Origin of the sequence: Dyella nitratireducens (assembly GCF_014642835.1) — a bacterium.
GTDB classification, from domain to species: domain Bacteria; phylum Pseudomonadota; class Gammaproteobacteria; order Xanthomonadales; family Rhodanobacteraceae; genus Dyella_B; species Dyella_B nitratireducens.
The window spans coordinates 1037894-1062041 of sequence record NZ_BMJA01000002.1 but is presented as its reverse complement, the minus strand read 5'-3'; the positions used below and the strand labels follow the sequence as shown (position 1 = coordinate 1062041).

Genomic DNA, 24148 nt, shown 5'->3' with positions numbered 1-24148 from the left:
GGAAGTATGATTTTTAATAAATTGATAAATATGAAATTTATAGACAAATTCTACACCATATTTCAAAAAATATGATGCAATGCATTAATTATGCAGATTGGCGCGAACTGACCGTAGGTTGGGGTGAGCGGAACGCGAACCCCAACATCAGCAAGCACCGGCATGCCATCTTGGGTTCGGCTACGCCCCATCCCAACCTGCTTCAATGGACAGCGTTACACCTTCTGCTCGACCCATTGCGCACGCCACGCAGGCGCATCGAAGGCATCGGCGAAATATTGCGTTTCATGCGATACCTTCCCGTCCCGAAATTCCATGATGCTGACGGTGTGCATGGATTTGCTTTCGTAGGAGATGACGTACTCGGTAATCCAGAGACTGGTTTCTCCCACGATGCGCCGGACCACAAACCCGGATGGTCTGCCGGGATGATGGCTTCGAAGCGCCTGCAGGTTACGTCGGCCGCGAATGATTTCGCCGGACTGCGGGTACTCGCACACGGCATCGTCGTGATAGATGTCGTGCTCAGCGACCAGGTCACCCGCCGCAGATGCAGCCCAGTGCTGATCAATGGCCATCCGAATGTCCTTTACGTTCATCGCTGACCTCTCTTTTGCTTCGTTCGCCCACTGCTGTCCGGGGGAGCTTCGTAATACCTTAACGTCATTCCGGCGAAGGCCCATTGCTGTCCGGGGAAGATTTTGTCGAAGCTCAGAAAATTGCAGTTCTATAGGCGCTTTTTGCGAAGGAATGTAGCGAGGAACTTGTGTTCACCATAGCCTTCAATCTTGCCTTACCGTCATTCCGGCGAAGGCCGGAATCCATGGCAAGTACGAAGCATGGATTCCGGCCTTCGCCGGAATGACGGTGAGGTGCTACGAAACTTCCCCGGACAGCACTGGGCGAAGGCCGGAATGACGATAAGGCGAGATTGAAGACTATAGCGAGAACACGTTCCTCATTTGTTCGACATCAGAGACGAACAACGATCTTGCCTATTTGATTGCCCGCTTCCATATAACGATGGGCTTCGACCATCTCGTCAAAAGCAAACACGCGATCGATGACAGGGCGCAGCGCCTTCGAGGCCAGGCCGCGGGTGATGAACGCTTTGGCTTCCTCGATCTTCTTGCTGTCTTTGGTAATTTCGAACAGCTCGTAACCGCGCAGCGTCAAATGCCTGGAGAGGACATCCATGACCGGCACGGCAACATCACGCGAGTCGAGCGCACCGTATAGGTAGAAAATACCTTCGAACGACAGCGCCTGTATCAGGCGGCGCGCATTGGCACCCCCTACCGGATCGAACGCGATACGCGCGCCCTTCCCCGCGGTGACCTCCATGATGCGCTCGACAAGATCAGGATCGTCACCGAGAAAAACATGGGCAGCACCGGCTGCGCGCAATGCATCAAATTTCCCGGCACTGTTGGTCAGCGCAATGGGCATCGCCTTGACCATATGGGCAATCTGGATAGCGGCCAAACCAAGGCTGCTCGACGCAGCGCCAAGCAATACGGCGTCGCCTTCGGCAAGTCCGCCCATGTTCACCAAGGCACCATAAGCCGTGGTGAACTTCATCCAGGTGGCGGCCGCCTCTTCATAGGAGACGCCATCCGGATTTTTAACCACGGCGTGTACCGGCGCATTCACCACTTCGCCATACATGCCGTATTCGTGGAACGAAAAGGCCGGGATCACGCTGACCCGATCACCAACTGCGAACTCACTTACCGCTGACCCGATGGCAACGACGTCACCCGACGCTTCGTAGCCAAGCTGGGCAGGAAATACCGGCTCAATGACATATCGACCGGTGCGATACATGATCTCCGCGCGGTTGAGGCCAAGCGCCCGGACCTCGATTTGCACTTCGTTCGCCTGGGGTTCCGGCACGGCAACATCGTCAAACTGCAGGACATCGGCATCGCCCACGTGATGAAAACGAACAACTTTCGGCATGGCTCTACTCCGTCTGGATGGATGATGGGCTGCCGCGAAAAATGCGGCGTCTCAGGCTTGGCAAGTGCCTCACGGCGACGTCATCCATCGATCGTCGGCGACCAGAGCTCGTAGTTCATGACGAACGCTTTGCCATGGCGCTCAATCCGGGCGCCTGCAGGCATATTGAAGTGCATGCCGGTAACGAGCAGGCCATCGTGGCTGACTCGATCGAGAATCTTGCGTCGCGTAGCAGTGGCCTGGTCAGCCGCGTTATCGAAGGCAATACTGACTTCGGGGCGTTCGACCTGGATATGGGGGAAATGAACGATATCTCCCCACACCAAAAGCGACTGTCCGTTGTCGGCAATCAAATAACCCGTGTGTCCGGGCGTGTGGCCTGGCAGCGGTACGGCTTGAATGCCTGGCAGCACGTCTTCGTTCGAGAACGGCACGAGCTTCGACTCGTAGGCCTTGAAAACATTCCGGGCAACATCGAAAAACGGCTGAAAGCCCGGTGATGCAGCGATGCGGATGGCTTCGTTGTTCCAGAACGCCAATTCTGCTTCATGCACGAATAGTCGTTCGACATGGCGGAAGAGCGGCGTCGCCAAGGGGCCTGCCAAACCACCCACATGGTCCGGGTGAGCATGGGTCAACAAGATGGTATCGATCTCAAGCGGATCGATGCCGGCGGCAGCGAGTGCGACGGGCAAACGTCCACCCCAGCCATGGATGTTGCCGGCGCCGCCATCGATAAGCATCGTGCGCGTACCGTCTTGCACCACGTAGACGTTGACATTCATGCGTGGAAGGCCCGGCACACCCCGCCTCTGCAGCAGCACTTGCGCGGATGCACTATCGATACCACTCAGCAAGTCGAAGCTCACATCCAGAAAACCATCACTGAGCATGGTCACGGTGAACTTGCCGACCTTCTTGCGGTTGATGGCCGGAGCTTGGTAATCAGGTGGATTTTTCATGCATTGCTCAGCAAGGCGAACGGAAAAAATGATGTAGCGAGCTTTGCATATCGACCATGCTGTTGACATTGCCGCGCTTTGATATCTCATATCGTTTTGGCTTATAAATCGCACGTCATGGACCACTTCACCGCCATCTCTTACTTTGTGCGCGTCGCAGAAAGCGGCAGCTTTTCCGAAGCTGCGCGGGATCTCGGCCGCAGCCAGTCCGCCATCAGCCAACAAGTACGCATGCTGGAGGCGCACCTCGGCGTTCGCTTGATCGATCGGACCACCCGGCGCTTTGCACTGACGGAGGCGGGTGTTCGCTATCTCTCCGATATCAAGCTAGTGCTCGAAGCACTCGCGGAAGCTGATGCGTCCGTCGCCGAGCAGGGAAACGCTATGTCCGGCAGGCTTGCGATCAGTGCGCCGGTGAATTTCGGTACGCGTTTGCTCGGCGGCTTTCTATTCGAATTCGTGCAGGCCTATCCGGATGTTCGGCTCGATGTCTCGCTGTCGGATCGTTTCGTGGATGTCGCGGCGGAAGGTTTCGATCTAGCGATCAGGCTAGGCGTAGTGAACGAATCCCATCTCATTGCTAGGCATATTGGAACCATCCAGCGCTGCCTGGCCGCAACACCTGCCTACCTGGACAAGGTGGGGCGGCCGACATCTCCCGCGGAACTGGCGAATATGGCTTACGTGGCGCATTCAAGCGTCCACAGCGCGGAGACGTTCTCGCTTATCCATACCGATGGATCCCGGCAGGCGGTGACCGTCAATCCTGTGTTGCGCTCCGATAATTCGCACATGGTAAGCGAGGCGATTATCGCGGGCGTGGGTGTTGGACTGGTCCATCAAGTACTGCTGCCACCACTGATGGAAAGTGGCGCTCTTGAGCGCGTCCTTCCTGAGTGGCATTACGAGCCGCAGGCCGTTCATGCCATCTACCCATCCAATCGCTACATTCCCCGTCGAAGCAGGGTGTTCGTGGATGCATTCGCCGCGCATCTTCAAAAGATCCGTTAGAAAATGTGCAGCTTTCAATCAGCTGCATGGCCTGAGCCGATAGCCCAGGCTTTCCAGTTGCCACTCGTTGCTTATTTACCGCCGAGGGCGCCCGTCATCACACAGCTTGGCGCGATCGCCGCGCACGAAGTCCGCGGTCCAGTTCGTTTCCCACGTGCGGTTGTCGTAAGAGAACGCCTGCTCCCACCTCGCATGATCGTGATCGTTTAGATTCCAGAGAAATCGCACCTTGATGGGGCGCCCCTGTGCGTCGCGATCCTCGGAATAGAACTCACCGTGGTTGCCATGGAAGCCACCCACCATGGCCGGCGTTTCCAGCAAACCATCGCGGCTGCTTATCCAGTAGATCGACCACTGGCGCTTGGCCGGATCAAACGAGCGCAGAGTCAGGCCAGACGTGCCTTTGCTGGGCATGTCCATTTCATCCACGGTAACCATGCCGCCGAGATAAGGCGTTGCGCACAAGGTGGCGGAAAACGTGTCCCATTCTTTGCTGCCGACGCCGGTCGCTTTGAGACGGTGCTGCGTCGCCAGCCAGCCACTGCCCATGAAGTAATCGAAATCGTGCGTGGTGCCAGTGATCACGGTGGAGTAACCCGGAGGCACCGCTGCGGGGTCGGCTTGCGGCGGATCATTCGCAGCTGCGGCGGCTGTCGCGGCGAACGACAAGGCCAGCAAAAAGGCAGATGGCTTGCAAGTAAACAGCGTCATTCTGGACCTCCAGTGTCGGCAATGAGAGGATGCGGCGAGACCATTCTGGCCGTCCCCATGAGCCCTCCACCACTCAAGAATCGGCGTCGAGGCCAAGCAGGACTTGGGGTCGAGGATGTCCGTCTGCCATCGCTCACGGCGATCCGCGCCTTCGAAGCCGCCGCACGCCTGGGCAGCTTCGCCAAGGCAGCCGCTGAACTGGACACCACGTCTGCATCGGTGAGTTATCACGTGCGCCGTCTCGAACAACAGATCGGTGTGCAGTTGTTTTTTCGCCACGCGCAAAAGGTTGAATTGACCGTACCCGGACAGCTGGTGGCGACCGAGGCGACGCAAGCATTCGCCGCCTTGCGCGCCAGCTTCATCAAGGCATTGGACACCGACGAATCGCACCTGACCTTGACCACGCTACCTACCTTCGGCACCACCTGGCTCACGCCAAGGCTGGGGAAATTTCGTTCGCTACATCCGGAGATCACTCTCACGCTCGATCTCTCGGTACCCGCGCACGACCTGACCGAAGGCTGCTTTGATGCAGCCATTCGCAACGGTCACGGCCATTGGCCTGGGCTGCGCACGGTGCCGCTCTTTCCGAGCATCTTCATGCCGCTCTGCTCGCCCAGGTTGAAGGCTGCGGCGAAAAACATCGCCAATCCGCATGCGCAGCTCGATGTTCCGCTGCTTGGCCGTCCGGATTGGTGGGCGGCGTGGTATCGCGCGCAAGGCTGTCCTGATGACACGCTTCCGGGCGAGTTCGGCACCAGCCTTCCTACCGAATATCTTGATATTGCCGCCGCGGTGGCAGGACATGGCATCGCGATCGGATCGCCGATTCTGTTCCGTGCTGAAATCACTTCAGGAAGACTTGTGCCCGCCCACGATTTCGTCGCCACCGATGGCCGCTCGTTCTGGATGGTCTTTCCCAGTGCGAAGGAACATCGCCCGAAGATCGCGCGCTTTCGCGAGTGGCTGTGCAGCGAAGTGGAAGAAGATTTGCATGCTGCGCGCGATTACATCCGCAGGGCCAAACCTGGCTAGCCCGCCGATAGGCCATAAGACGACGCGTCGACGTACAGCGTTCCGTCCTCGTGCACGATCATCGGCAAGGGATCGGAAAGCTCACCCACGAACCCGCCCTGCTCTTCATTCTTCAGAAACGCCATGAAGCACAGCGAGCCATCGCGCGCGGGGATTACGCGTCCTGCATAAAGTTTCCCCAGCGGATCACCCACCAGAAAATCGCCCGGCATCAAATGCCATTCGCCCAGCGGATGATCCGCCATCAGGTAGTGCGTGCCGGTCATAGGCTGCGACATGGCTGCGCTGGCGTAGTCACTATCAATCAAATTTGCGGCCGTGCAGAACAGGCAATACCAGCGTCCTTGCCATTCGAAAATCTGTGGCACTTCCAGATGTGCAAACACGCGCGAACGAAACAGCGGCGGTTGCAGCGTCCATTGATGCATGTCATCCGACGTGGCATGACCGATGACACCGCGGCCGACGCTCGGCCCGTTCGGCTCGCGCGCCGTGAAAACCATGTGCCAGCCACGGCCATCGGGATCGGGGAATACCCACGGATCGCGGCAGGCCTGTTCGTACCACACGCTTCTGTCGAGCGTTTCGTAAAGCGTGTTGTCCGGCAATTGCAGTATGGGATTGCGGGAAGAGCGTTCCCAACGATACAGATCCGGCGAGGAAGCCAGGCCAATGCGCTGGACCAATCCTTCTTCTGCGCGGCTGGTGCCGGTGTAGAACATCAGCCAGTGTCCTTGCGGCGCCCGCACGACCGTGCCGGTCCAGGTGGTGTAGTCGTCCCACGCCGGTGATGCCACCGGACGCAGCGCCTCTTCCACTTCCACCCAGTTCATCAGGTCTTCGGATACGGCGTGCCCAATCGATACGTGCCAGTGGCGCTTGTTGGGATCGCCCAACGACTTGGGGGCCTGCAGAAAGAACAGATGCGTACGCCCGCCCTCCTGCGCAAACCAGAAATCCCATACCCAACGATCGTCGAGGCGAAAAGCCATGCGTTATCTGCTCAAGCGGCGCGCGGAGATGCGCGGGCGGCAATATTACCTTCTATGTTAATTATTTCTACCGTTACGGCTCGAATCGAGCCCATTGCAGCATCGCTTCACGCGCGCCTTAGCGCACCGATTTCCTACATATCAAGGTCATATCAGGCACATAAGTCAGGCAAGACGGGACTTTTTCGCCTTGTAAACGATATGACACATAATGAGTGATATTGTCCGCCCAGCTTCACGCCGACGAGGCCCTTTGCCCGAGTCAAAACTTGGGAAAGCACTCGATCTGGCGTGATCCGCCCTCGCCTTTTGGGGATGAGGGCGTCACCGCTACGAATGCCAACCATGCTCAGCAAATATCACCAGCCACTCAGTCACCTTGATCAAAAATTCGACGCGCACGGCAATGTGCTGCGTTTCCCCGGCAATACGCTGATCTGTCACGTACCGCTGTTCACACCGCTGTCGACTGCACTTACCGCGGTGCGCGATCAGATCAAGACCGGCCCCTACGCCGAAGCTTTCGCGACGTTGCCGCCGGAGAGCTATCACATGACGGTATTCGAGGGCGTCACCGACCAGGAGCGCACCCGCGAGCGCTGGCCGGCGGAACTGCCGCTCAACGTGACGCTGACCGCATGCACACGTCATATGGCCGACAAACTGCGGGTGTTCGATCTGGGTTGCGAGTTGCCGCTGCGCATGAAACTCGCCGAGCCCGACCAGCAATTGATGATCGGCGCCATGTCCCTGGTACCCGCGAATGCCGAGGAAGCGCGCAAGCTACGCGATCTGCGCGATCGCCTCGCCGCACATTTGGGGTTTCGTGCGCCCTGGCACGACAACTACACGTTCCACATGACGCATTCCTATCTCATCAAGGCAATGAGTCTGGAAACGGTGAAGCGAATCCTGACCTTCCACAGCAAGCTTTACACCGAGCTGGTGTCGCCGGTGGGCATCATCACGCTCGGCGCACCGGAGTTCTGCACGTTTATCGACATGCAGGCGTTCGACAATCTGCTCCTCCTCCGCCATCAGGAACGCATGGCATGACCTTGCGCGCCGCCGGCCTGTGGTTTGCCTGGATGTTGTCGGCTTGCGTGGCCGCCATACCAGCGATCGGCCGTGCGGCAGCCTTTGAATTTTGGTACGCGCATGGCGGCCTCTATGCGCAAACCATCAACGAGTTGTGTGCAGGCTTCAACAAAACCTATCCGCAAGATCACGTGCGCTGTTTGCCGCAGGGCACCTACGAGCAGACCATGCGCAAGGCCGTGGCTGCCTATCGCGCGGACCAGCAACCCGCCGTGGTGGAGATCTACGACATCGGCACCGCGGACATGATGCGCAGCGGCGCCATCTATCCCGTGGATGCACTGATGAAGGACACCGGCCATCCCACCGATGATGCTGACTATCTGGACAGCATCCGCCGCTTCTACGCCACGCCGGACGGACGCCTGCTCTCGCAACCCTTCGGCACGTCCACCCTGGTGCTATACGCCAATCGCAAGAAACTTGCCGCGGCCGGCATCAACGAACTGCCGCAGACGTGGGAAGCGTTCGGCCAGGCACTGCAAGCACTCAAGGCGCACGGCGAAAGCTGCCCCGCCGTGGCCGACTACACGCCATGGAAAATGCTGGAGCAGATCAACGCCGTGCAAGGCGCACCGATCGCCAGCGCAAACAACGGACACGATGGCCTTGCAGCGCGTTATGACTTTGCCGATGGTATCCATCTGCGCTACATGCGCGACGTGCTGCGTTGGCATGCGCAAGGCCTGCTGCTGCCCGCCATCCTGACGCATGCCAACGATCAAACCCTGGCCTTTGCCGATGGCGAATGCGCCATGGTGATCGATGCCACCGGCGCTTATGCCATCGTGGCCAAGGCCGGCATGGTCGATGCCGAAGTCGGTCCCTTGCCGGTGTACGCCGGCACCACGCGCTACGGTAATACGATCGGCGGTTCATCGCTGTGGGTATTCAAGGGCGAGACGCCTGCCGTTTATTCTGCAGTGGCACGCTTCCTCGCCTATTTGCGCGAACCCCAACAGCAGCTGTTTTTCTCCGCGCGCACCGGCTATCTACCGCTGACGCATAACGCCGAACAAAAACTTGCCAGCTCACCCTCCACGGAACCGGATGCGATTCGCGTGGGACTGGCTTCGATGGCCCTGCCCGGCAATCCATACAACGCCGGCGTGCGGCTCGGTTTCATGTCGCTGTTCCGCCTGATCTGGCAAGAGGAAGTGCAACGCGCCCTGGCCGGCCGCGAAAGCATGGACGACGCGCTTATAAACGCGCAGGCGCGCGGCAATCTTTTGCTGGAACGTTTCCAGGCGACTTATCGCGCTTCGACAGCAGGCGCGCCATGAAAACGAGCGCGCGCTTCCACGGCCGCTGGACACCGTTTGCGCTGGGCTTGCCGCAGCTGGCGTTGATTGCATTGTTCTTCTATTGGCCCACGCTCAAGGGGCTTTGGTGGTCGTTTCACCTGGTGTGCCCGTTCGGCCATTGCTCCAGCTTCGTCGGCTTCGACAACTATCTGCGCGAACTGAAAGATGCCAACTTCTACGCGTCGCTGTTCAGTACGGCCGTGTTTTCGCTGTTTGGCGTAGGCGCGTCCGTGATCGTCGCGCTGGTGCTGGCCTGGATGGTGGAACTGCACCAACGCAGCGGTAGGCTCTTCCGCTATCTGCTGATCTGGCCCTATGCGGTGGCCGGCTCCGTGCTGGGTGTAATCCTGCGGGTTGCATCCAGCCCCAGCATCGGCCTGATGGGTTACCTCAACAGCGTGTGGCCAGGCTTCTGGCAACCGCATTTGAACGGCACGCAGGCCATGACGATGGTGGTGTTCGCCTTCGCATGGACGCAAATCCCGTTCGACTTCATCGTGCTGGTGGCGGCGCTGCGCTCGATTCCCGCCGACTACATGGCTGCCGCCGCGATCGATGGCGCCGGCCCGCTGCGCCGCTTCATCGATATCCAGATTCCGATGATTCGGCCGCAACTGTTCTTCGTGGCGACGATGAACTTGATCGATTCCATCACCAACAGCTTTGCCATCGTCGACACCATGACGCAGGGCGGTCCCGGCGGCGCCACCAACATCCTGGCGTACAAGATCTATCGCGATGGCTTTATCGGCCTGGATCTATCGGGTTCTTCGGCATTGTCGATATTGCTGATGCTGCTGGTGCTGGCCGCCAGTGCGGTGCAGTTCGTGGTGTTCGAACGCCAGGCGAAGCGGGAGGCGTGAGCATGGTCGAACGTCACCCTCTGCTGAAAGCCATGACGCTGACCTTGCTGGCATTGAGCTTGGTATTCGCACTTGGGCCGATCTATCTCGCGCTGTGCTCGGCCTCGGCGACGAGCCAACAGATTCTGGTGCATGGCTTGGCGTTGCTGCCGAGCTCACATCTTGGGGAGAACCTGAGCGCCGTGCTGCATCGTGCGGACGTCGGCCATATGCTGCTCAACAGCTGCGTGGTATCGCTGATTGTGGTGGCGGGCAAACTGGCACTGGCCTCCACCAGTGCGTTTGCTGCGGTGTATTTCCGCTCGCGCATTCGCCACATCGTCTTCTGGGGCACCTTCATCACCCTGCTGCTGCCGCTGGAAGTGCGCATCGTGCCGACATATGCCGTCGCCTCCGATCTGTTCGAGCCGCTGCACACCCTTCTGCTTGCCATGACCGGCTTGCAACTGCACGTATCGCTCAACTTGCTGGATAGCTATGCCGGCCTATCGCTGCCGCTGATGGCCTCGGCCACCGGCACCTTCCTGTTCCGCCAGTTCTATCTCACCGTGCCGACGGAACTATCTGAAGCGGCGCGCATGGACGGCGCCGGTCCACTGCGCTTCTTCATCGACATCTTGCTGCCCCTGTCGAAAGCAAATTTCGCCGCACTCGGCACCATCGTTTTTCTCACCACCTGGAAGGACTACATGTGGCCTCTCGTCGCCACCAGCCGGCCCGAGATGCGCACCATGGCGCTCGGCATTTCGACCTTCCTGCCGACCGAAACCGGCCAGCCGCCGGAATGGAATCTGGTGATGGCGGCAGCATTGATCGCGTTGGCGCCACCGCTGGTGGTGATAGGGCTGACGCAACGCTGGTTCGTGCGCGGCATCACCGGAGTGGGCAAATGAGCGGCACGGCGATACAGGTACGCGGCTTGTCCAAGCGTTTCGGCCAGCGCACGATCATGGACCAGCTCGACATCGACTTTGCCGCCGGCCAGTTCACCGTGGTGCTAGGCCCATCCGGTTGCGGTAAATCCACCCTGCTCCGGGTGATCGCCGGGCTGGAAGAAGCCGATCAAGGCACGGTAAGCATTGGCGGCGTCGACGTGACACGCACACCGCCGCAAAGCCGTGGCTGTGCCATGGTGTTCCAGAATTACGCGCTGTACCCGCACATGAGCGTGCGCGACAACATCGGCTATGCGCTCAAGCTGGCGGGGCTGGAGCGCGCGGAACGCGAACGCCGCATCGGCGAAGCTGCGGAACTGCTGGGATTGCGCGACTTGCTCGAGCGCAAACCGGCGCAACTGTCGGGCGGCCAGCGTCAACGCGTGGCCATCGGCCGCGCTATTGCGCGCCGCCAGCGTGTGCTGCTGTTCGACGAACCGCTGTCGAATCTCGATGCCAAGCTGCGCCATGAGATGCGCATGGAATTGCGCCGGCTGCATAACGAGATCGGCGCCACCACCATTTTCGTCACGCACGATCAGGTTGAGGCGATGACACTGGCCGACCGTGTAGTACTGCTTAACCAAGGCCAAGTTGAGCAAGCTGATACGCCGATGGCGCTTTATCACCGACCGCGTAGCATTTTCGTAGCTGGTTTTATCGGCACCCCGCCGATGAATGTGTTGACGGCGACGCATGCGGGTGAAGATGTGGCAATCGATGGTGGTGGAACCTTGCGTGCGAATGTGCGCACGGACAAGCCCACTGCAGTGAAGATTGGCATTCGTCCGGAAGCCGTCGAGCTTGGTGCAACCGACGGCGTCGCTGCCAAGGTGGAAGCGGTGGAAGATCTCGGCAGCCATCGCGTGATCTACACCCGCATCGGGCAGCAACCTGTCCTGGCCATCGATCATGGTCGGCGTGCGTTGATACCGAACGAAACGGTATGCCTGGGTTTTCCACCGCAAGCGATTTCCTGGTTCCACGCCGCCAACGGGGAACGGATTGAGCACACGTTTAAGGGTAGACAGGTATGAGCGCCCTCATCGCCCGTAGGTTGGGGTGCAAACCCCAACATCGCCATCGCCCATGCTTCGGGATGTTGGGGTTCGCACCCCAACCTACGTGGGTGTACGGCATGATTGACTGTTGGGAAGACCCATTACCACGGAGCGCATTGGGTTCATGAGCACCAAGAAGAAAGCCACCGGCAAAGCAGTATCCAAACAGGCCCAACCAAGGCGCGCAGGCAGCCTGATGCTGGCGCCCAGCGAGCGCCTGATTCTCAACATCGTGCGTCGCCACGGCTCGATTGCCCGTGCGGCCATCGTTGCCGAGACCGATCTGGCCCAGCAGTCCGTGCATCGCCTGGTGGAACAGCTGATCGAGCGCGGCTTGTTGCGCGCCGGTGCTGTCGTGCGCAACGGACGCGGCCAACCCAGTCCACGCATCGAACTGGTGCGCGAAGCCGCCTACACCGTGGGCATTTCCATCAACACCGATTCCATCACGCTGTGCCTGGCCGACCTGGGCTGCAACCTCCTTGAAGAGGTGTGCATCCGCACGCCGCCCACGCATCGAAAAGCTTCCCTCGCGGCCATCAACGATGCGCTCGAACGCATCCTCGCACGCAATGGCGTGGCGCGCGAACGCTTGATCGGCGTTGGCGTGGCGATTGCCGGCTTCTTCGTTGCCGGCCGCAGCCAAGTGAATGCAGCCGAGCCTTTACAGGACTGGTCGCTGGTCGATCTGGTACCCATCCTGGAAGAAGCATTCCATCTGCCGGTATGGCTGGAGAACAACGCCACCACCGCCGCTATCGGCGAAAGCCTGCTGGGTGCGGGATTGTGGGCGCAGAACTTTGCCTACCTCGCTTTCAACTACGGCTTCGGCGCCGGCGTCGTGCTCAATGGCAAGCCGCTATTCGGCACACATGGCAATGCCGGCGAGCTTACGTTGTTCACGTCGGAGGAAGCCGGGCATCGTCCCACGCTTCGATCACTGATGGATGAGCTTCGCATGCACGGCGTGCACGTCGATTCGGTGGAGGATTTGCGCCAGCGTTTCGATCCCACCTGGCCGGGCGTGGAACTCTGGATACAGAGCACGCTACCGGCCTTGAACCGTACCGTCAATGCGCTGGCCGGCCTGTTCGATCCGGAAGCGATCGTATTCGGTGGGCAATTGCCGCTGGCACTCGGTCGCATGCTGATCGACCGCGTGCGCTTTCTGGATATTCATCGTTACGGCGTGGGCCCTGACCGGCCCAAGCTGGTCTTGGCAGAAACCAACGGCGACGCATCCGCGATCGGCGCTGCATTGGTTCCACTGAAGGAGCGATTGTTCGAATAAACCGACTGCGTTTATTCCGTACCAAGCACAAGCGCATTGAATGGTGACTCAGAGGGGGCAGCCGGAGTCACCGGATAACACTAAGACAGGGATATCCACTCGTAATCGAATTTCGACGCCTTGCGCCGATGCGGGCGTCTGCGTGCCCCGTTTTACCCATGCCTTCCCCACCAGCCCATCGAACCACCTGCGAATAGAAGGAATCTTTACCGTGAAGCACTCGTTCAAACGCAAGCGCAGTACGCAGTTGATTGGCCAGGCCCTGGCAACCATCGCAGCCGGCCTGGTGATTTCCACCCACGCACAGGCGCAGTCCACCGTTACCGTCAATCCCACGACGGGCACCGGCACGATCGTCAGTTCCCCGGGTTACTACAACCTGACCGATCCAGACCTCACGGGCGCCTTGATCCAGCTGCTGCAGTTCCGCATGAAGGGCGGCGCGCTTGAGCTCTCTGCCTACGACAGCGAACCGATCATCATTGCCGCGCATCGTGGTGTGGTGGATTCATCGCATCCCGAAAACACCAAGGAAGCCACGGTCAACACCATGAACGCGGGCATCGAGAGCGTGGAGCTCGATGTTTATGAAACCAGCGATCTGGTGCCTTACCTGATGCACGACCAAACGCTGAAGCGCATGCTCCATCGTCCCGAGTATGCAGACATCTATCGCTGGCAGCGGGAAAGCAACGATGCTTCGGTGAAAACGCCCACCTGGAGCGACATCAGCAATACGCCGATCTGCGCAGGCAATGATGGATACGGCGACACGGTCAACTACCCTTCCTGCAACAGCTTCAATATCTATCCGGCCTCGCTCGATGACACCATGCAGGAGCTGTTCAACGACGGTTACCAGGGCCTGGTTTTTCTGGATTTGAGAGAAACCAACAATGTTCGCGACGTGGCCGCCATGCTCGCCAACAAAATGATCATCAACGACAACTACGGCAAATGGGTCGCCGGACATGTCGTGCTCAAGTTCCAGACGATATTGTTCAATGGACCTGAAGATTTCTATCAAGCCACCGCCAACTTCTATCAGACGACCTATGGCGGATCGCTGACCGAATCCGAGCTCGCCCAGCTCTACATCATGCCGGTGTACACCTCCAACGGTGTTGCCAACAAAGAAAGCGCCGGCAACACCAACTATGCCACGAACGATTACTCATCCTGGATCAACTGGGTCGACGGCAATAACAACGTACTGTCGCCAGAAGCCAGTCTCAAAGCGTTCAAGGCCAGCTTGAACGATAACGATGATATGTATACCGAGCTGTGGCAATCCGGCAGAAACATCGGCGCCTACATTCCCGAACAGCTTTGCACGGTCTCCGAACCGAGCGCCAGCAACGCCAACCTCGCAGGCTCCATGGGCACGTATTGGGAAGGCGGCATCTGCGGTCCGCTGTCTCCGCCCATGAACCCCAACGAATGCGGATCGGCCAGCACCACGCAGTTCTCGCGTGATGGCGAAGGCTGCACCGATCATCGCCCCTTCCGCGAGTTCTGGCATGACGAAGCACGCTTCGGCTTCATCATCACCGATCTGCCGACACAGACCATCCAATACCTGATGCAATTCAGCGGTCAACGCCCTGGCACCAACACGTGTCCGGCGACCAACCCGCTTTGCAATGTAGTGATTCACTCGGGAGGACCGGCACTGGTGGTGGCTGCCGACGGCAGCGGCACCTACAAGACCATCAACGCCGCACTCGCTGCCGTGCCTGCCACGGGAGCGGAAATCCTGATTCGCCCGGGCACCTACCACGAAAAGGTCAACATTACGCAGGCCAATGTAGAGCTGATCGGCACGGGCAAAGATGCCTCGCAGGTGCTGATCATCAACGACGACTACGCGGCCAAGACCGATGCCACCGGCAAGCAATTGGGCACCGGCGGCAGCTACACGGTGAAGGTGAGCGGCGACAACTTCTACGCCGCCAACCTCACTATCCAAAACAACGCCGATTACGAAGCACCCAACTTCCAGAACAACAACCAGGCCGTGGCGTTGTTCTCGGTGGGCGACCGCGCCGTGTTCCGCGCCGTGCGCGTGCTGGGCGGCCAGGACTCGCTTTATCTGGGCAATGACAAGCGCGCCTATTTCAACAACAGCTATGTCGAAGGCTACGTGGACTACATCTTCGGCAACGGCAAGGCCGTGTTCGATAACTGCATCATCAAGACCAAGGTGCATGGCGACCTCACTCAGGAAGCCACCATCACGGCGCAAAACCGCGCCAGCACCACCGAAGACAGCGGCTTCGTAATCAGCAATTCGCAGCTGCTGTTCGACAGCCCGTACATGAGCAACGTGTGGCTGGGCCGTCCGTGGGGCGCGTATGCCACCACGTATTTCATCAACACCAAGATGGGTCCCGAGGTGGTGCCGCAAGGCTGGATCGAATTCATCCCGTTGCCGCTCTCGCAAGGTGGTACCAACAACCTGCCGACCTCCACGTATCGCGAGTACGACTCGTATTACCCGGATGCCAGCGGCAACTGGGCACTGTTCGATCTGAGCCAGCGCGAAAGCACCTCGCCCAGCAGCAATGTTTCGCTCACTTCGGCAGAAGCCGATGCACTGGCACCGAATACCTATTTGGCAGGTAGCGACAACTGGCAACCGACCACGGTGGTGTATTCCGGCGACAATTCGAACCAGACCCTGCCGCTACCAACACCTACTGCAGGCATACCTGCATCACCCGTCATCACTGCCACCGTGGCTGGCAACGGTAACGTGCAAGTGACCTGGGCGGGGCAGCCGGCCAATCCGGTGGAACAAGGCTATACCCTCACCGCCACGCAGAATGGCAAAACGTTTGGCCCGGTCTCCTTGCCGCCCAGCGCATCGAGCGGCTACATCGATGGCCTCGCCAATGGCGTACCGGCTACCGTGACGGTGCGTGAGTTCAATGCTCAAGGTTCCAGCGCGCCGTCCGTGTCCACGTCGGTGACGCCGGTGTCGCACGATCCGAGTGCACCGAGCAACGTGCAGGTGAGCACTGCCTCCACCAGTGCAACCGTCACCTTCACCATTGCCGACCAAGGTATCCAACCGGTATTCGGCGGCACCGTTGCACACGCAGGTGTGTACACCGCGCTCTACGCCAGTCAGGCGGATGCATACGCAGGCAAAGCTCTGGCAGGTACCAGCAACGGCTTCACCACCAACAGCTGGACCTTCAACAACCTGCAGCGCAATACCACCTACTGGGTCTCGTTGAAGGCCTACAACGGTTACTACAGCCCAACCGTCATCACGTCATTTACGACCAAACCGTAATGAAAGAAGGCCCCTCCTCTCATGGGGAGGGGCCTTATTCGCACCAAACACTCACTCTGGGGAAATTTCCATGACACGGCGTACTGCCCCGTCACTGCTTCCACGCACTTTGCTAGCTGCGTCGATTCTTGCCACCGTTGGCCCGGCTTTCGCCCAGGACAACATCTCGACATCCACCATATCGCCCACGACAGACAACGTCAAAGCAAAATCACGCGCCCCGTCGAACGCTGACGCCAACACAAAGAGCCTCGACCAGGTTGTGGTCACAGGCAATGCGTCCATCACGGGCGTCAAGAAGCTTGATGCCAGCTACTCGATCACCACGTTGACGGCGGATCAAATCAGCCAGGCCAACACCACCAGCGCGAATGACTTGCTCAAGGCGTCGCCCGGTGTGCACGTCGAATCATCCGGTGGTCAAACGGGTGCAAATATCGAAGTGGCAGGCTTTCCGGGCAGCGGTCAGTCGCCCTATGTCACCCTCGGCCTGCAAGGCGTGCCTTTCTATCCGATGTCGGGATTGGCGTATCTGGAGCAGGCTTCGCTGCTGCGCCTGGATGACACGATCGAGCGCGCGGAGCTGGTGCAAGGCGGCCCGGCCGTGCTGTATGGCTCGGCGCAGCCCGGCTTGTTCGGCAACTTCATTCTCAAACAAGGTACCGATGTCACCTCCGGCGACGTCGGGATGACGATCGGTTCGGAAGACCTTGTCCGGCTGGATGGCTTTGTCGGTTTTCCGCTCAGCAAGAACAGCAACTGGTATGGAAGCGTCGGCGGTTTCTATCGGCAGTCTTCGGGCGTGCGCAATCCGGAATATCTCGCCGATGACGGCGGCCAGATCACGGCAACGCTCACGCGCGACTGGGATAGCGGCTCACTGATGTTCTTTGCCCGCTACATCAACGACAAGAACCAGTTCGTAACGGATACGCCCATTCTCAATCCCAGCCGCGGCCAGTTCTCCAACTATCCCGGTTTCAGCCCGCTGACCGGCACCATGGGAAGTAAAGCCGATCAATACGAGTTCTTGCAGACGACACCCTGTTTTACGAAAGGCTGCACTCCGGGTGGCATCGCCGTGAACATGGCCAATGGTCGTGGACCGGATGCCTATCTGACAGGCGCCAATTTCGATTGGGATTTCGGCAACGGCTGGACGATCTCGGACAAGCTGGGCGTCAACGGCGGCACCGAGAACATGGTTGCGTTCTACAGCACCGGTACCAACCCGCTGCCGCTTTCCACGTTTATCGCCAACGCGGAATCCGCCAACCATCTGCCCGCAGGTTTGACGGCCAACGCGACCTATACCACGGGTGGCCAGGCGTCGATGAGCCAGAACGTCGTCACGCAGGAACTGCGTTACGTCCAGCAGAAATTCCATGCCGTCAGCAACGAGTTTCACGTCAACAAGGAGCTGTTCGAAGGCAACACTCTGACGCTTGGCAATTACACCGTGGGTTACAACTCGAATGAATTGGCCATCCAAGGTAGCGACATACTTCTGCAAGCCAAGAACAATCCAACGCCCATCGCTGTCTCGTTGACCAACGGCACGCAGACGTGGCAAGTGGCCAGCCCGCAGGGTTTCACCACCGGTCCGACGACCGCCCAGCGTATCCCGGGGACGGGTTTCAACACCGCGTTCTTCTTGAGCGACACCTGGAAACTCGACAACTGGCTTTTCGATGCAGGCATTCGTGATGAATATCAGCATCTGCGCGCATCGCTCGGCAATGTCGCGACGGGTGATCTGGATGACAACCCTTATACGCTGTACAACAACAAATCCCGCTACCTGGTTCCCGGCAGCACGGCCATCCGCTACGGAAAAACCGCACCATCATGGACGATCGGCGCCAACTACGCATTCGATGAACACATGAGCGCTTACGCCCGCTTGAGCGATGGCGTGCACTTCCCCTCGTTCACCGACCTGGCCACGCTGCCGAACACGCCGGTCGAAAAGATGCACAACATGGAGATCGGCTTCAAATATGAAGCGAACTGGATCTACGCCGACATCTCGGCCTTTCGGCGGCTCTTCAGCGGCGTTCCGTCCAGCCTGCTCGTGGCAGTCGGCAATACCACGGAGACGGTTTCCTATGTGTATGGTTCTCAATCCAAGGGCGTGAACTTCAACGTCACGGCCAAGCCGATCGACCACCTGTCGATCAATCTGTCCGGCAACTACCAGGATTCGCAATACACCCACAGCAACGGTTGCTACACCTATCAAGGCGAAACGACCCAGGTGGTATGCAGCAAGTCGAACCAATTCAATGGTTACCAGCTGGCCCGCCAGCCAACCTTCCAAGCGCGCCTGACGCCATCTTATGAAATCCCGACCAGCTGGGGCTCGTTGACCGCGTGGGTGACCTACGAATACATCGGCAGCCATTACAGCGACCAGCAGGAACTCCAGCCGCTCGGGCATTACTACGATCTGGCCTTTGGCGTTGTCGCCAACGTTGGCAAGGAGTGGGCGTTCACGTTGCAAGGCACGAATGTCACCAACCAGATCGGTTTGACCGAAGGCAATGCCCGCATTCTTGGCGCTGCCAATACGGGTGGTGTGATCCTTGCGCGTTCCATTGAAGGGCGTGAAGTTAATTTCCAGGCAAAGTACAAATTCTGATACGTAAGCCCGAAGATGCAGGTTGGGGGGAGGCTTGGCCGAACCCCAATCTGTGCGCCGTTGCCGCAACACCCAGGATCACATCGATTCCATATCAAAGCGGAATGACAGTCCGCATTGAAACAGCATCGACGCTAAGGCGTCTCACTACTCACGACATCATGCGAATTGCCGTGCTCGCGCAGAATCTTCAGCACGCCCGCAATCGCCTCCGGATTATTTGGCACCTTGTGATCGGAGTGAACGATCAACGTTGTCGCGGAACCTGGAAACAGTGCGCTGCTCAAGGGCACGTAGCCATCTCCGGGTGGTTTGACGCCCGGGAGAACACCGGCGATCGTGTCGTAGCGCACACCGGCTGCAGGCATCAATTTCTCATCCGCGAGCGACACGGGCTCATCGGGTCGCAAGCTCGTTAAGCTAGTGAGGTGGCCTGTTTGAAAAATCGACTCGACCGCTGGTTGGATGGCTTTCGGATTTTCGGTCACGATGCGCACGAGTCCAGCCATCTCTTCGATATGCCGCCATGCCAACAGTCCCACCAGGCGCCCCAGCAATCCATCTGCTGAAGGGCTTCCGCGCTGTGGCGCTGCCATGAAGATGATCTCGTCGACACCCGGGTACGGCTTGAACTGGAAAACGTCCTTGAGCGTGGCCAGATCGTTCGCATCGGCGTGCAGACTCTCCATGGGCGCGGTAAACGCTGCGTTCCATACGTCTGGCGTACTTTGTGCGCACAGCAGTCGCGCAATCACACCCCCCATGCTGTGTCCGATCAGCACAACACCCTGCCGTGCCGGTGCGTGACTGCCCGGATCGAGAACGTGCCAGGCTTCATCGATGTAATGCTGCACGCGATAGCGTTCCACCAATAACGGTGCATTGCTCTGATAGACGATGTGCCAGATCTGGTAGCGCCGATGAAGTTCGGGATCGCCCATGATGGCATTGCTCAATCGCGCCCAGATCAGCGGGCTCCCGGCCAGACCGTGGATCATGATGATGGGGGTCTTGTTCGGATCGTAGTCATCCAGCAGAAACAAACCCGATCGCTTTCCTATTTCTGCACCACCGATCATGCCCCACCAAGCCAGCCGCTTCAGGCGCGTTCGCTCCAGCAATTGGGCGAAGGGCGCGGACATGTCCTCGGCAAGGGTATAGCGATTGGCACCCGCCACATGCTCCGGTTGGGTCACGGGGTTCTGCACCACCAGCACGGGTGTGTCGTCATGAGCAACGGCGGCGAGCGGCGTTTCCAGCCACAGGGTCGCCGGTCGAAAAACACCCTCCGGCGGATAAAGACGGCAGATCGGCCGATCGGAACACGGCAGGGAAAACGCCACGAGCGGCACGCCAAAGCCGGCATGATGATGGCGAGCGCCATCCAGAGGATCCATCGATACCTGGTCGGCCGGTTCCAGATAGACGCTCCTGGCAAGGCTATCGGGCATGCCGCGGAATTCGACGCGGATGGTGACACCGCCGAGAGACAATCGTCCTGCCATGACTTCGATAGGCGCACCTTGTGCCATGAGATCGAAGAAGGCGCGACTGCACTGCGTGGCGAGCAACCCTGCCGCTGTCTCGGTCGCCGCTTTTTCGGCGGCCATGGCATCGTGCGCCAGCGTTGCGCAATGCAGCCACGCATAGGCCTGGGCTTGTGACGATTGTGCGCGGATGGCTTCCACTTCCCTCGCCTGCGCCTGCTCGAGCAGCGCCTCGGCAGAAACGCGGGAAGCATGTCCCCCGCCTGTCGATGCACAACTGGATACGCACGCCACCCACACCATCCATGCCATGCATGCAAAAGCTCGCACGGCTGACGGCCGCTGAGCGATGTGGCCATGCTTCGTACCATCCGCCATCACTCGACCTTCCCCGTGCTCGAAGAATGCGCATTCACGATTTGCGGCTGTCTGGCGCCGCTCCCTCTGCGGCACTCGAACGGCGTAGCGGATGTAGTCTACAAAGCGTAATAACCCAAAAACATATCCACGGCCGACTCCGCCACCTTCTTTTGCGTAGCGGCGTCCAACGGTGGTTGGGCCAGCGTGATCTGCGGCCAGAACGCAAAGCCCTTGATCAGCGATTCCAATTGATGGGACGCAAAGACAGGGTCTTTGATCTTCAACCGGCCGGCCTTGGCAGCTGCGCGTATCCAGACGGTCAGCCCTTCTTCCTTCTCGTTCATGCGCGCAACCATGTCGAGCGCGAGTTCGGACGAATGGATGCCGGCGGCGATCGCGACGCGGGCCAGCGATACGAACGCCTCGTCATTGAGCAGACGAAATTTCTGCGCTACCAACTCCAGCAATTGATCGCGCAACGGGCGATCGGCGTGATGAGCGAAGGCTTCACCGCCTGCGATCGCGTCCCACAAATGACGCAGGATCTCCGCGAACAAAACTTCCTTGCTGGGAAAATGGTTATAGACGGTGCGCTTGGATACCTCGGCACGGGCGGCAATGCGGTCCATGCTGGTGGTTTCGTAACCGGAAACGCGAAATTCGTCGATGGCAGCGTCGATGATCGCACTGCGCTTGCGCTCGGTAAGGCGTGGAGATGAGGTGGGAAGCCTGGGCATGTGCGCACTTTACACTGACCAGTTTACTTTTCCTAGAATGTAAACTACACTGTGCAGTGTAATCACTCTCCAGCTACCCATCCCGAGGATTTCGCCATGTCTTCGCGCCTCACCGCACTGTTTCGCCCCAAGACGGACAGGTATCAATCCTCACCCCAGCGTCAGGCGCAGCGCTTCCGCAATCCGGTGCCGCAGCCATCTGAAGGGCTCGGCAAAATGCTGCGTATTACCTGGAACGTGCTTTTCAAGAAACCGGCCGGCACGTCTCCGCGCGGTTCGATTCCGGTGCGCCCCGTTACACGCGCGCAGCTTGAGGCGGCTCCTGATCGCAGTCTCTACCGGCTCGGCCACTCCACCATGCTGATCAAACTGCGCGGTGCTTTTTGGTTGACCGATCCGGTTTTTTCCGAGCGCGCTTCACCCTTCACATGGATGGGTCCCAAGCGCTTTCATCAGCCACCAATCGCCTTGAAGGACTTGCCGCCGCTTCGTGGCGTCATCCTGTCGCATGATCACTACGACCATCTGGACCGCCAGACCATCGAACAGCTGGCTGCCACCACCGATGTCTTTCTAACGCCGCTTGGCGTCGGCGACCGGCTGATCGAATGGGGCGTCGATGCAGCCAAAGTGCATCAGCTCGACTGGTGGGAAAGCATCGAGATCGATGGCCTGCAGATGACCGCCACACCGGCGCAGCATTTCTCAGGTCGCACGCCCTTCGACGGCAACAGCACGCTGTGTGCATCGTGGGCGATCTTTGACGACGACTTGCGCGTGTTCTTCAGCGGAGACACCGGCTACTTCGACGGCTTCAAAGCCATTGGCGAGCGGCTTGGCCCCTTCGACGTCACGATGGTCGAAACCGGTGCCTACGACGCGCAATGGCCGTATGTGCATATGCAGCCGGAAGAGACCCTGCAGGCGCACCAGGATCTACGCGGCCGCTGGCTCATGCCGGTGCACAACGGCACTTTTGATCTGGCGATGCATCGTTGGGAGGAACCCTTCGAACGCATTGTCACGCTGGCCCTGGAAAACAATATTTCTCTTGCTACACCGCGCATGGGTGAGCGCATGGACCTCACGTCACCGCATGTAGGTGAGCGTTGGTGGCGTGAAACCAAAGTCGCTTCAAATCACCGTTGGGAAAGCGCGGTGTCGTTGAAGTAAATGCGATGCGCGATGCGGTGACTGCGATCATTGGCAATAGAAGTGCACACATGCCTTGCGCAATGGAATGCGCACGCCGGGCCAGGTTATCCGCGCACGTCAACGCTTATCCAGCGCCTCCCGACCGATCGCCGGATCGTCGGTAAAAAAGGCATCGATGCCAGCGTTGAGATAAGCACGAATCTCGGCGATTGAACCGGCCTCGTTGAAGGTTTTCGGATCACTTCCCTGCCAAAAATTCTTCGCGAGGAACTGATTCTCCGGACGGAACGTGTAGGGGTGCAGTTCCAACCCAACCGCATGCGCATCGTGCACGAGTGCCGTAGGCTCTCCCAGCTTTCCGTCGGCGAGTAGCGGAATGATCGAACGCGTCGCCGGGCCGATCGCATCGGCATAACTGGCGATCTCGTGCAATCCAGCGGGTTTCATCATCTCGCCATAGGTCAGCGTGGCGCCGGAAGCCTCCACGTCATAGGGCTGTTCCCTTGATTCTCCGATCAATTGCAACAAGCGAATATTCGGATGCTCGCGACGAGACTGCGCGCCGCCAAGCTTGGCGTGCAAATACTTGAGATTGGCGATCTCGAACGACTGGATCTCGACTGGCGCGCTGCGCGTGTAGCTATGCGCGGCCAATGTAGCGAGCAGCTTGTCCTCCATCGGCAGGCCGAGCTTCTGGTAGTAGGTGCCGTGCTTGATCTCCGGAATGATGCCGATCGGACGGCCGACCACCGCAGATTCGGCAGCGACGAAGTCGATGATTTCGTCCAGCGTGGGGATCTGGAATTCACCGTCGTACTTGGTGCTGCGTAGCTGCGGCAAGCGTTCGCGTGCACGCAAGGTTTTCAGCTCGGCGAGGGTGAAGTCTTCGGTAAACCAGCCGGTGACGGCTTTGCCGTCGATGGTCTTGGTTGTTTTTCGATCGGCAAACTCCGGATGGCTGGCCACGTCGGTGGTGCCGCCGATCTCGTTCTCGTGGCGCGCCACCATGACGCCATCCTTGGTCATGACCAGGTCCGGTTCAACGTAGTCGGCGCCATCGGCAATCGCCTTGCCGTATGACGCCAAGGTGTGTTCCGGACGCAGCGCGCAGGCACCGCGATGGCCGATGACCAGCACCTTGGACGCCAAGGGCTTTTCCGTCGCTTGTGTCGTCATGGTTCCTAGCGCCAACACCACTGCAACCATCAGGGGAACATATCGCATGTCATAACTCCATAG

At 59.1% G+C, this 24148-nt stretch carries 19 protein-coding genes; 11 read left to right on the top strand and 8 right to left on the bottom strand.

Annotation, left to right across the window (positions count from 1 at the left end):
- Positions 1–215: 215 nt before the first annotated feature.
- The 3 genes from IEX75_RS15560 to IEX75_RS15550 all read right to left on the bottom strand — a co-directional run bounded on the left by IEX75_RS15560 (position 216) and on the right by IEX75_RS15550 (position 2924).
- Positions 216–578: a nuclear transport factor 2 family protein gene (locus IEX75_RS15560; protein ID WP_229720861.1), complete on the bottom strand. Its 363-nt coding sequence runs from the start codon at positions 576–578 to the stop codon at positions 216–218.
- A 394-nt stretch (positions 579–972) separates the two neighbouring features.
- Positions 973–1935: a zinc-dependent alcohol dehydrogenase family protein gene (locus IEX75_RS15555; protein WP_229720860.1), complete on the bottom strand. Its 963-nt coding sequence runs from the start codon at positions 1933–1935 to the stop codon at positions 973–975.
- Between the two features lie 107 nt (positions 1936–2042).
- Positions 2043–2924 (bottom strand): MBL fold metallo-hydrolase, encoded by an 882-nt coding sequence (locus tag IEX75_RS15550; RefSeq protein WP_188795247.1) that lies wholly within the window; start codon positions 2922–2924, stop codon positions 2043–2045.
- A gap of 117 nt (positions 2925–3041) precedes the next feature.
- Here IEX75_RS15550 and IEX75_RS15545 point away from each other — a divergent pair, with 117 nt between their 5' ends.
- Complete coding sequence (locus IEX75_RS15545; protein WP_188795245.1) at positions 3042–3935, top strand: LysR family transcriptional regulator; 894 nt, start codon at positions 3042–3044, stop codon at positions 3933–3935.
- A gap of 75 nt (positions 3936–4010) precedes the next feature.
- Here the strand turns inward: IEX75_RS15545 and IEX75_RS15540 are convergent, their stop codons facing one another.
- On the bottom strand, positions 4011–4646 hold the full coding sequence (locus IEX75_RS15540) for a hypothetical protein (RefSeq protein ID WP_188795243.1): 636 nt from the start codon (positions 4644–4646) through the stop codon (positions 4011–4013).
- Between the two features lie 57 nt (positions 4647–4703).
- On the opposite strand from IEX75_RS15540, the gene IEX75_RS15535 reads away from it, so the two are divergent.
- On the top strand, positions 4704–5684 hold the full coding sequence (locus tag IEX75_RS15535) for a LysR substrate-binding domain-containing protein (protein ID WP_188795241.1): 981 nt from the start codon (positions 4704–4706) through the stop codon (positions 5682–5684).
- On the opposite strand, the gene IEX75_RS15530 is transcribed toward IEX75_RS15535, so the two are convergent.
- Entirely contained in the window at positions 5681–6676 is a 996-nt protein-coding gene (locus tag IEX75_RS15530; protein WP_188795239.1) for a glycoside hydrolase family protein, read from the bottom strand. The two genes, IEX75_RS15535 and IEX75_RS15530, sit on opposite strands and share 4 nt — an antisense overlap.
- Positions 6677–7021: 345 nt before the next feature.
- Between IEX75_RS15530 and IEX75_RS15525 the strand changes: the two genes are divergently transcribed.
- From IEX75_RS15525 to IEX75_RS15490, 8 genes are all read left to right on the top strand, one after another.
- The gene (locus IEX75_RS15525) at positions 7022–7732 is read left to right on the top strand and encodes a DUF1868 domain-containing protein (RefSeq protein WP_188795237.1); all 711 of its coding nucleotides are present in this window, start codon (positions 7022–7024) and stop codon (positions 7730–7732) included.
- Complete coding sequence (locus IEX75_RS15520) at positions 7729–9057, top strand: extracellular solute-binding protein (RefSeq protein WP_188795236.1); 1329 nt, start codon at positions 7729–7731, stop codon at positions 9055–9057. Before IEX75_RS15525 ends, IEX75_RS15520 begins: the two co-directional genes overlap by 4 nt.
- On the top strand, positions 9054–9941 hold the full coding sequence (locus tag IEX75_RS15515; RefSeq protein WP_188795233.1) for a carbohydrate ABC transporter permease: 888 nt from the start codon (positions 9054–9056) through the stop codon (positions 9939–9941). Before IEX75_RS15520 ends, IEX75_RS15515 begins: the two co-directional genes overlap by 4 nt.
- Before the next feature lie 2 nt (positions 9942–9943).
- On the top strand, positions 9944–10834 hold the full coding sequence (locus IEX75_RS15510; protein ID WP_188795232.1) for an ABC transporter permease subunit: 891 nt from the start codon (positions 9944–9946) through the stop codon (positions 10832–10834).
- On the top strand, positions 10831–11913 hold the full coding sequence (locus tag IEX75_RS15505; protein WP_188795230.1) for an ABC transporter ATP-binding protein: 1083 nt from the start codon (positions 10831–10833) through the stop codon (positions 11911–11913). The genes IEX75_RS15510 and IEX75_RS15505 overlap by 4 nt, the downstream gene beginning before the upstream one ends.
- Before the next feature lie 148 nt (positions 11914–12061).
- Positions 12062–13228, top strand: coding sequence for an ROK family transcriptional regulator (locus IEX75_RS15500; protein WP_229720859.1), 1167 nt, complete (start codon positions 12062–12064; stop codon positions 13226–13228).
- Between the two features lie 211 nt (positions 13229–13439).
- Complete coding sequence (locus IEX75_RS15495) at positions 13440–16529, top strand: pectinesterase family protein (protein ID WP_188795228.1); 3090 nt, start codon at positions 13440–13442, stop codon at positions 16527–16529.
- Positions 16530–16599: 70 nt separating this feature from the next.
- Positions 16600–19170 carry a TonB-dependent receptor gene (locus IEX75_RS15490; RefSeq protein ID WP_188795226.1) on the top strand — a complete coding sequence of 857 codons (2571 nt, stop codon included), beginning with the start codon at positions 16600–16602 and terminating at the stop codon, positions 19168–19170.
- Positions 19171–19304: 134 nt separating this feature from the next.
- Here IEX75_RS15490 and IEX75_RS15485 read toward each other — a convergent pair whose 3' ends face one another.
- Together IEX75_RS15485 and IEX75_RS15480 are read right to left on the bottom strand one after the other, a co-directional pair.
- Complete coding sequence (locus IEX75_RS15485) at positions 19305–21035, bottom strand: esterase/lipase family protein (protein ID WP_188795224.1); 1731 nt, start codon at positions 21033–21035, stop codon at positions 19305–19307.
- A 98-nt stretch (positions 21036–21133) separates the two neighbouring features.
- Entirely contained in the window at positions 21134–21754 is a 621-nt protein-coding gene (locus tag IEX75_RS15480) for a TetR/AcrR family transcriptional regulator (RefSeq protein ID WP_188795223.1), read from the bottom strand.
- Between the two features lie 96 nt (positions 21755–21850).
- On the opposite strand from IEX75_RS15480, the gene IEX75_RS15475 reads away from it, so the two are divergent.
- Positions 21851–22927 carry an MBL fold metallo-hydrolase gene (locus IEX75_RS15475; RefSeq protein ID WP_188795221.1) on the top strand — a complete coding sequence of 359 codons (1077 nt, stop codon included), beginning with the start codon at positions 21851–21853 and terminating at the stop codon, positions 22925–22927.
- 99 nt (positions 22928–23026) lie between these two features.
- Here the strand turns inward: IEX75_RS15475 and IEX75_RS15470 are convergent, their stop codons facing one another.
- Complete coding sequence (locus tag IEX75_RS15470; protein ID WP_423373291.1) at positions 23027–24115, bottom strand: glycerophosphodiester phosphodiesterase; 1089 nt, start codon at positions 24113–24115, stop codon at positions 23027–23029.
- Positions 24116–24148: the final 33 nt, after the last annotated feature.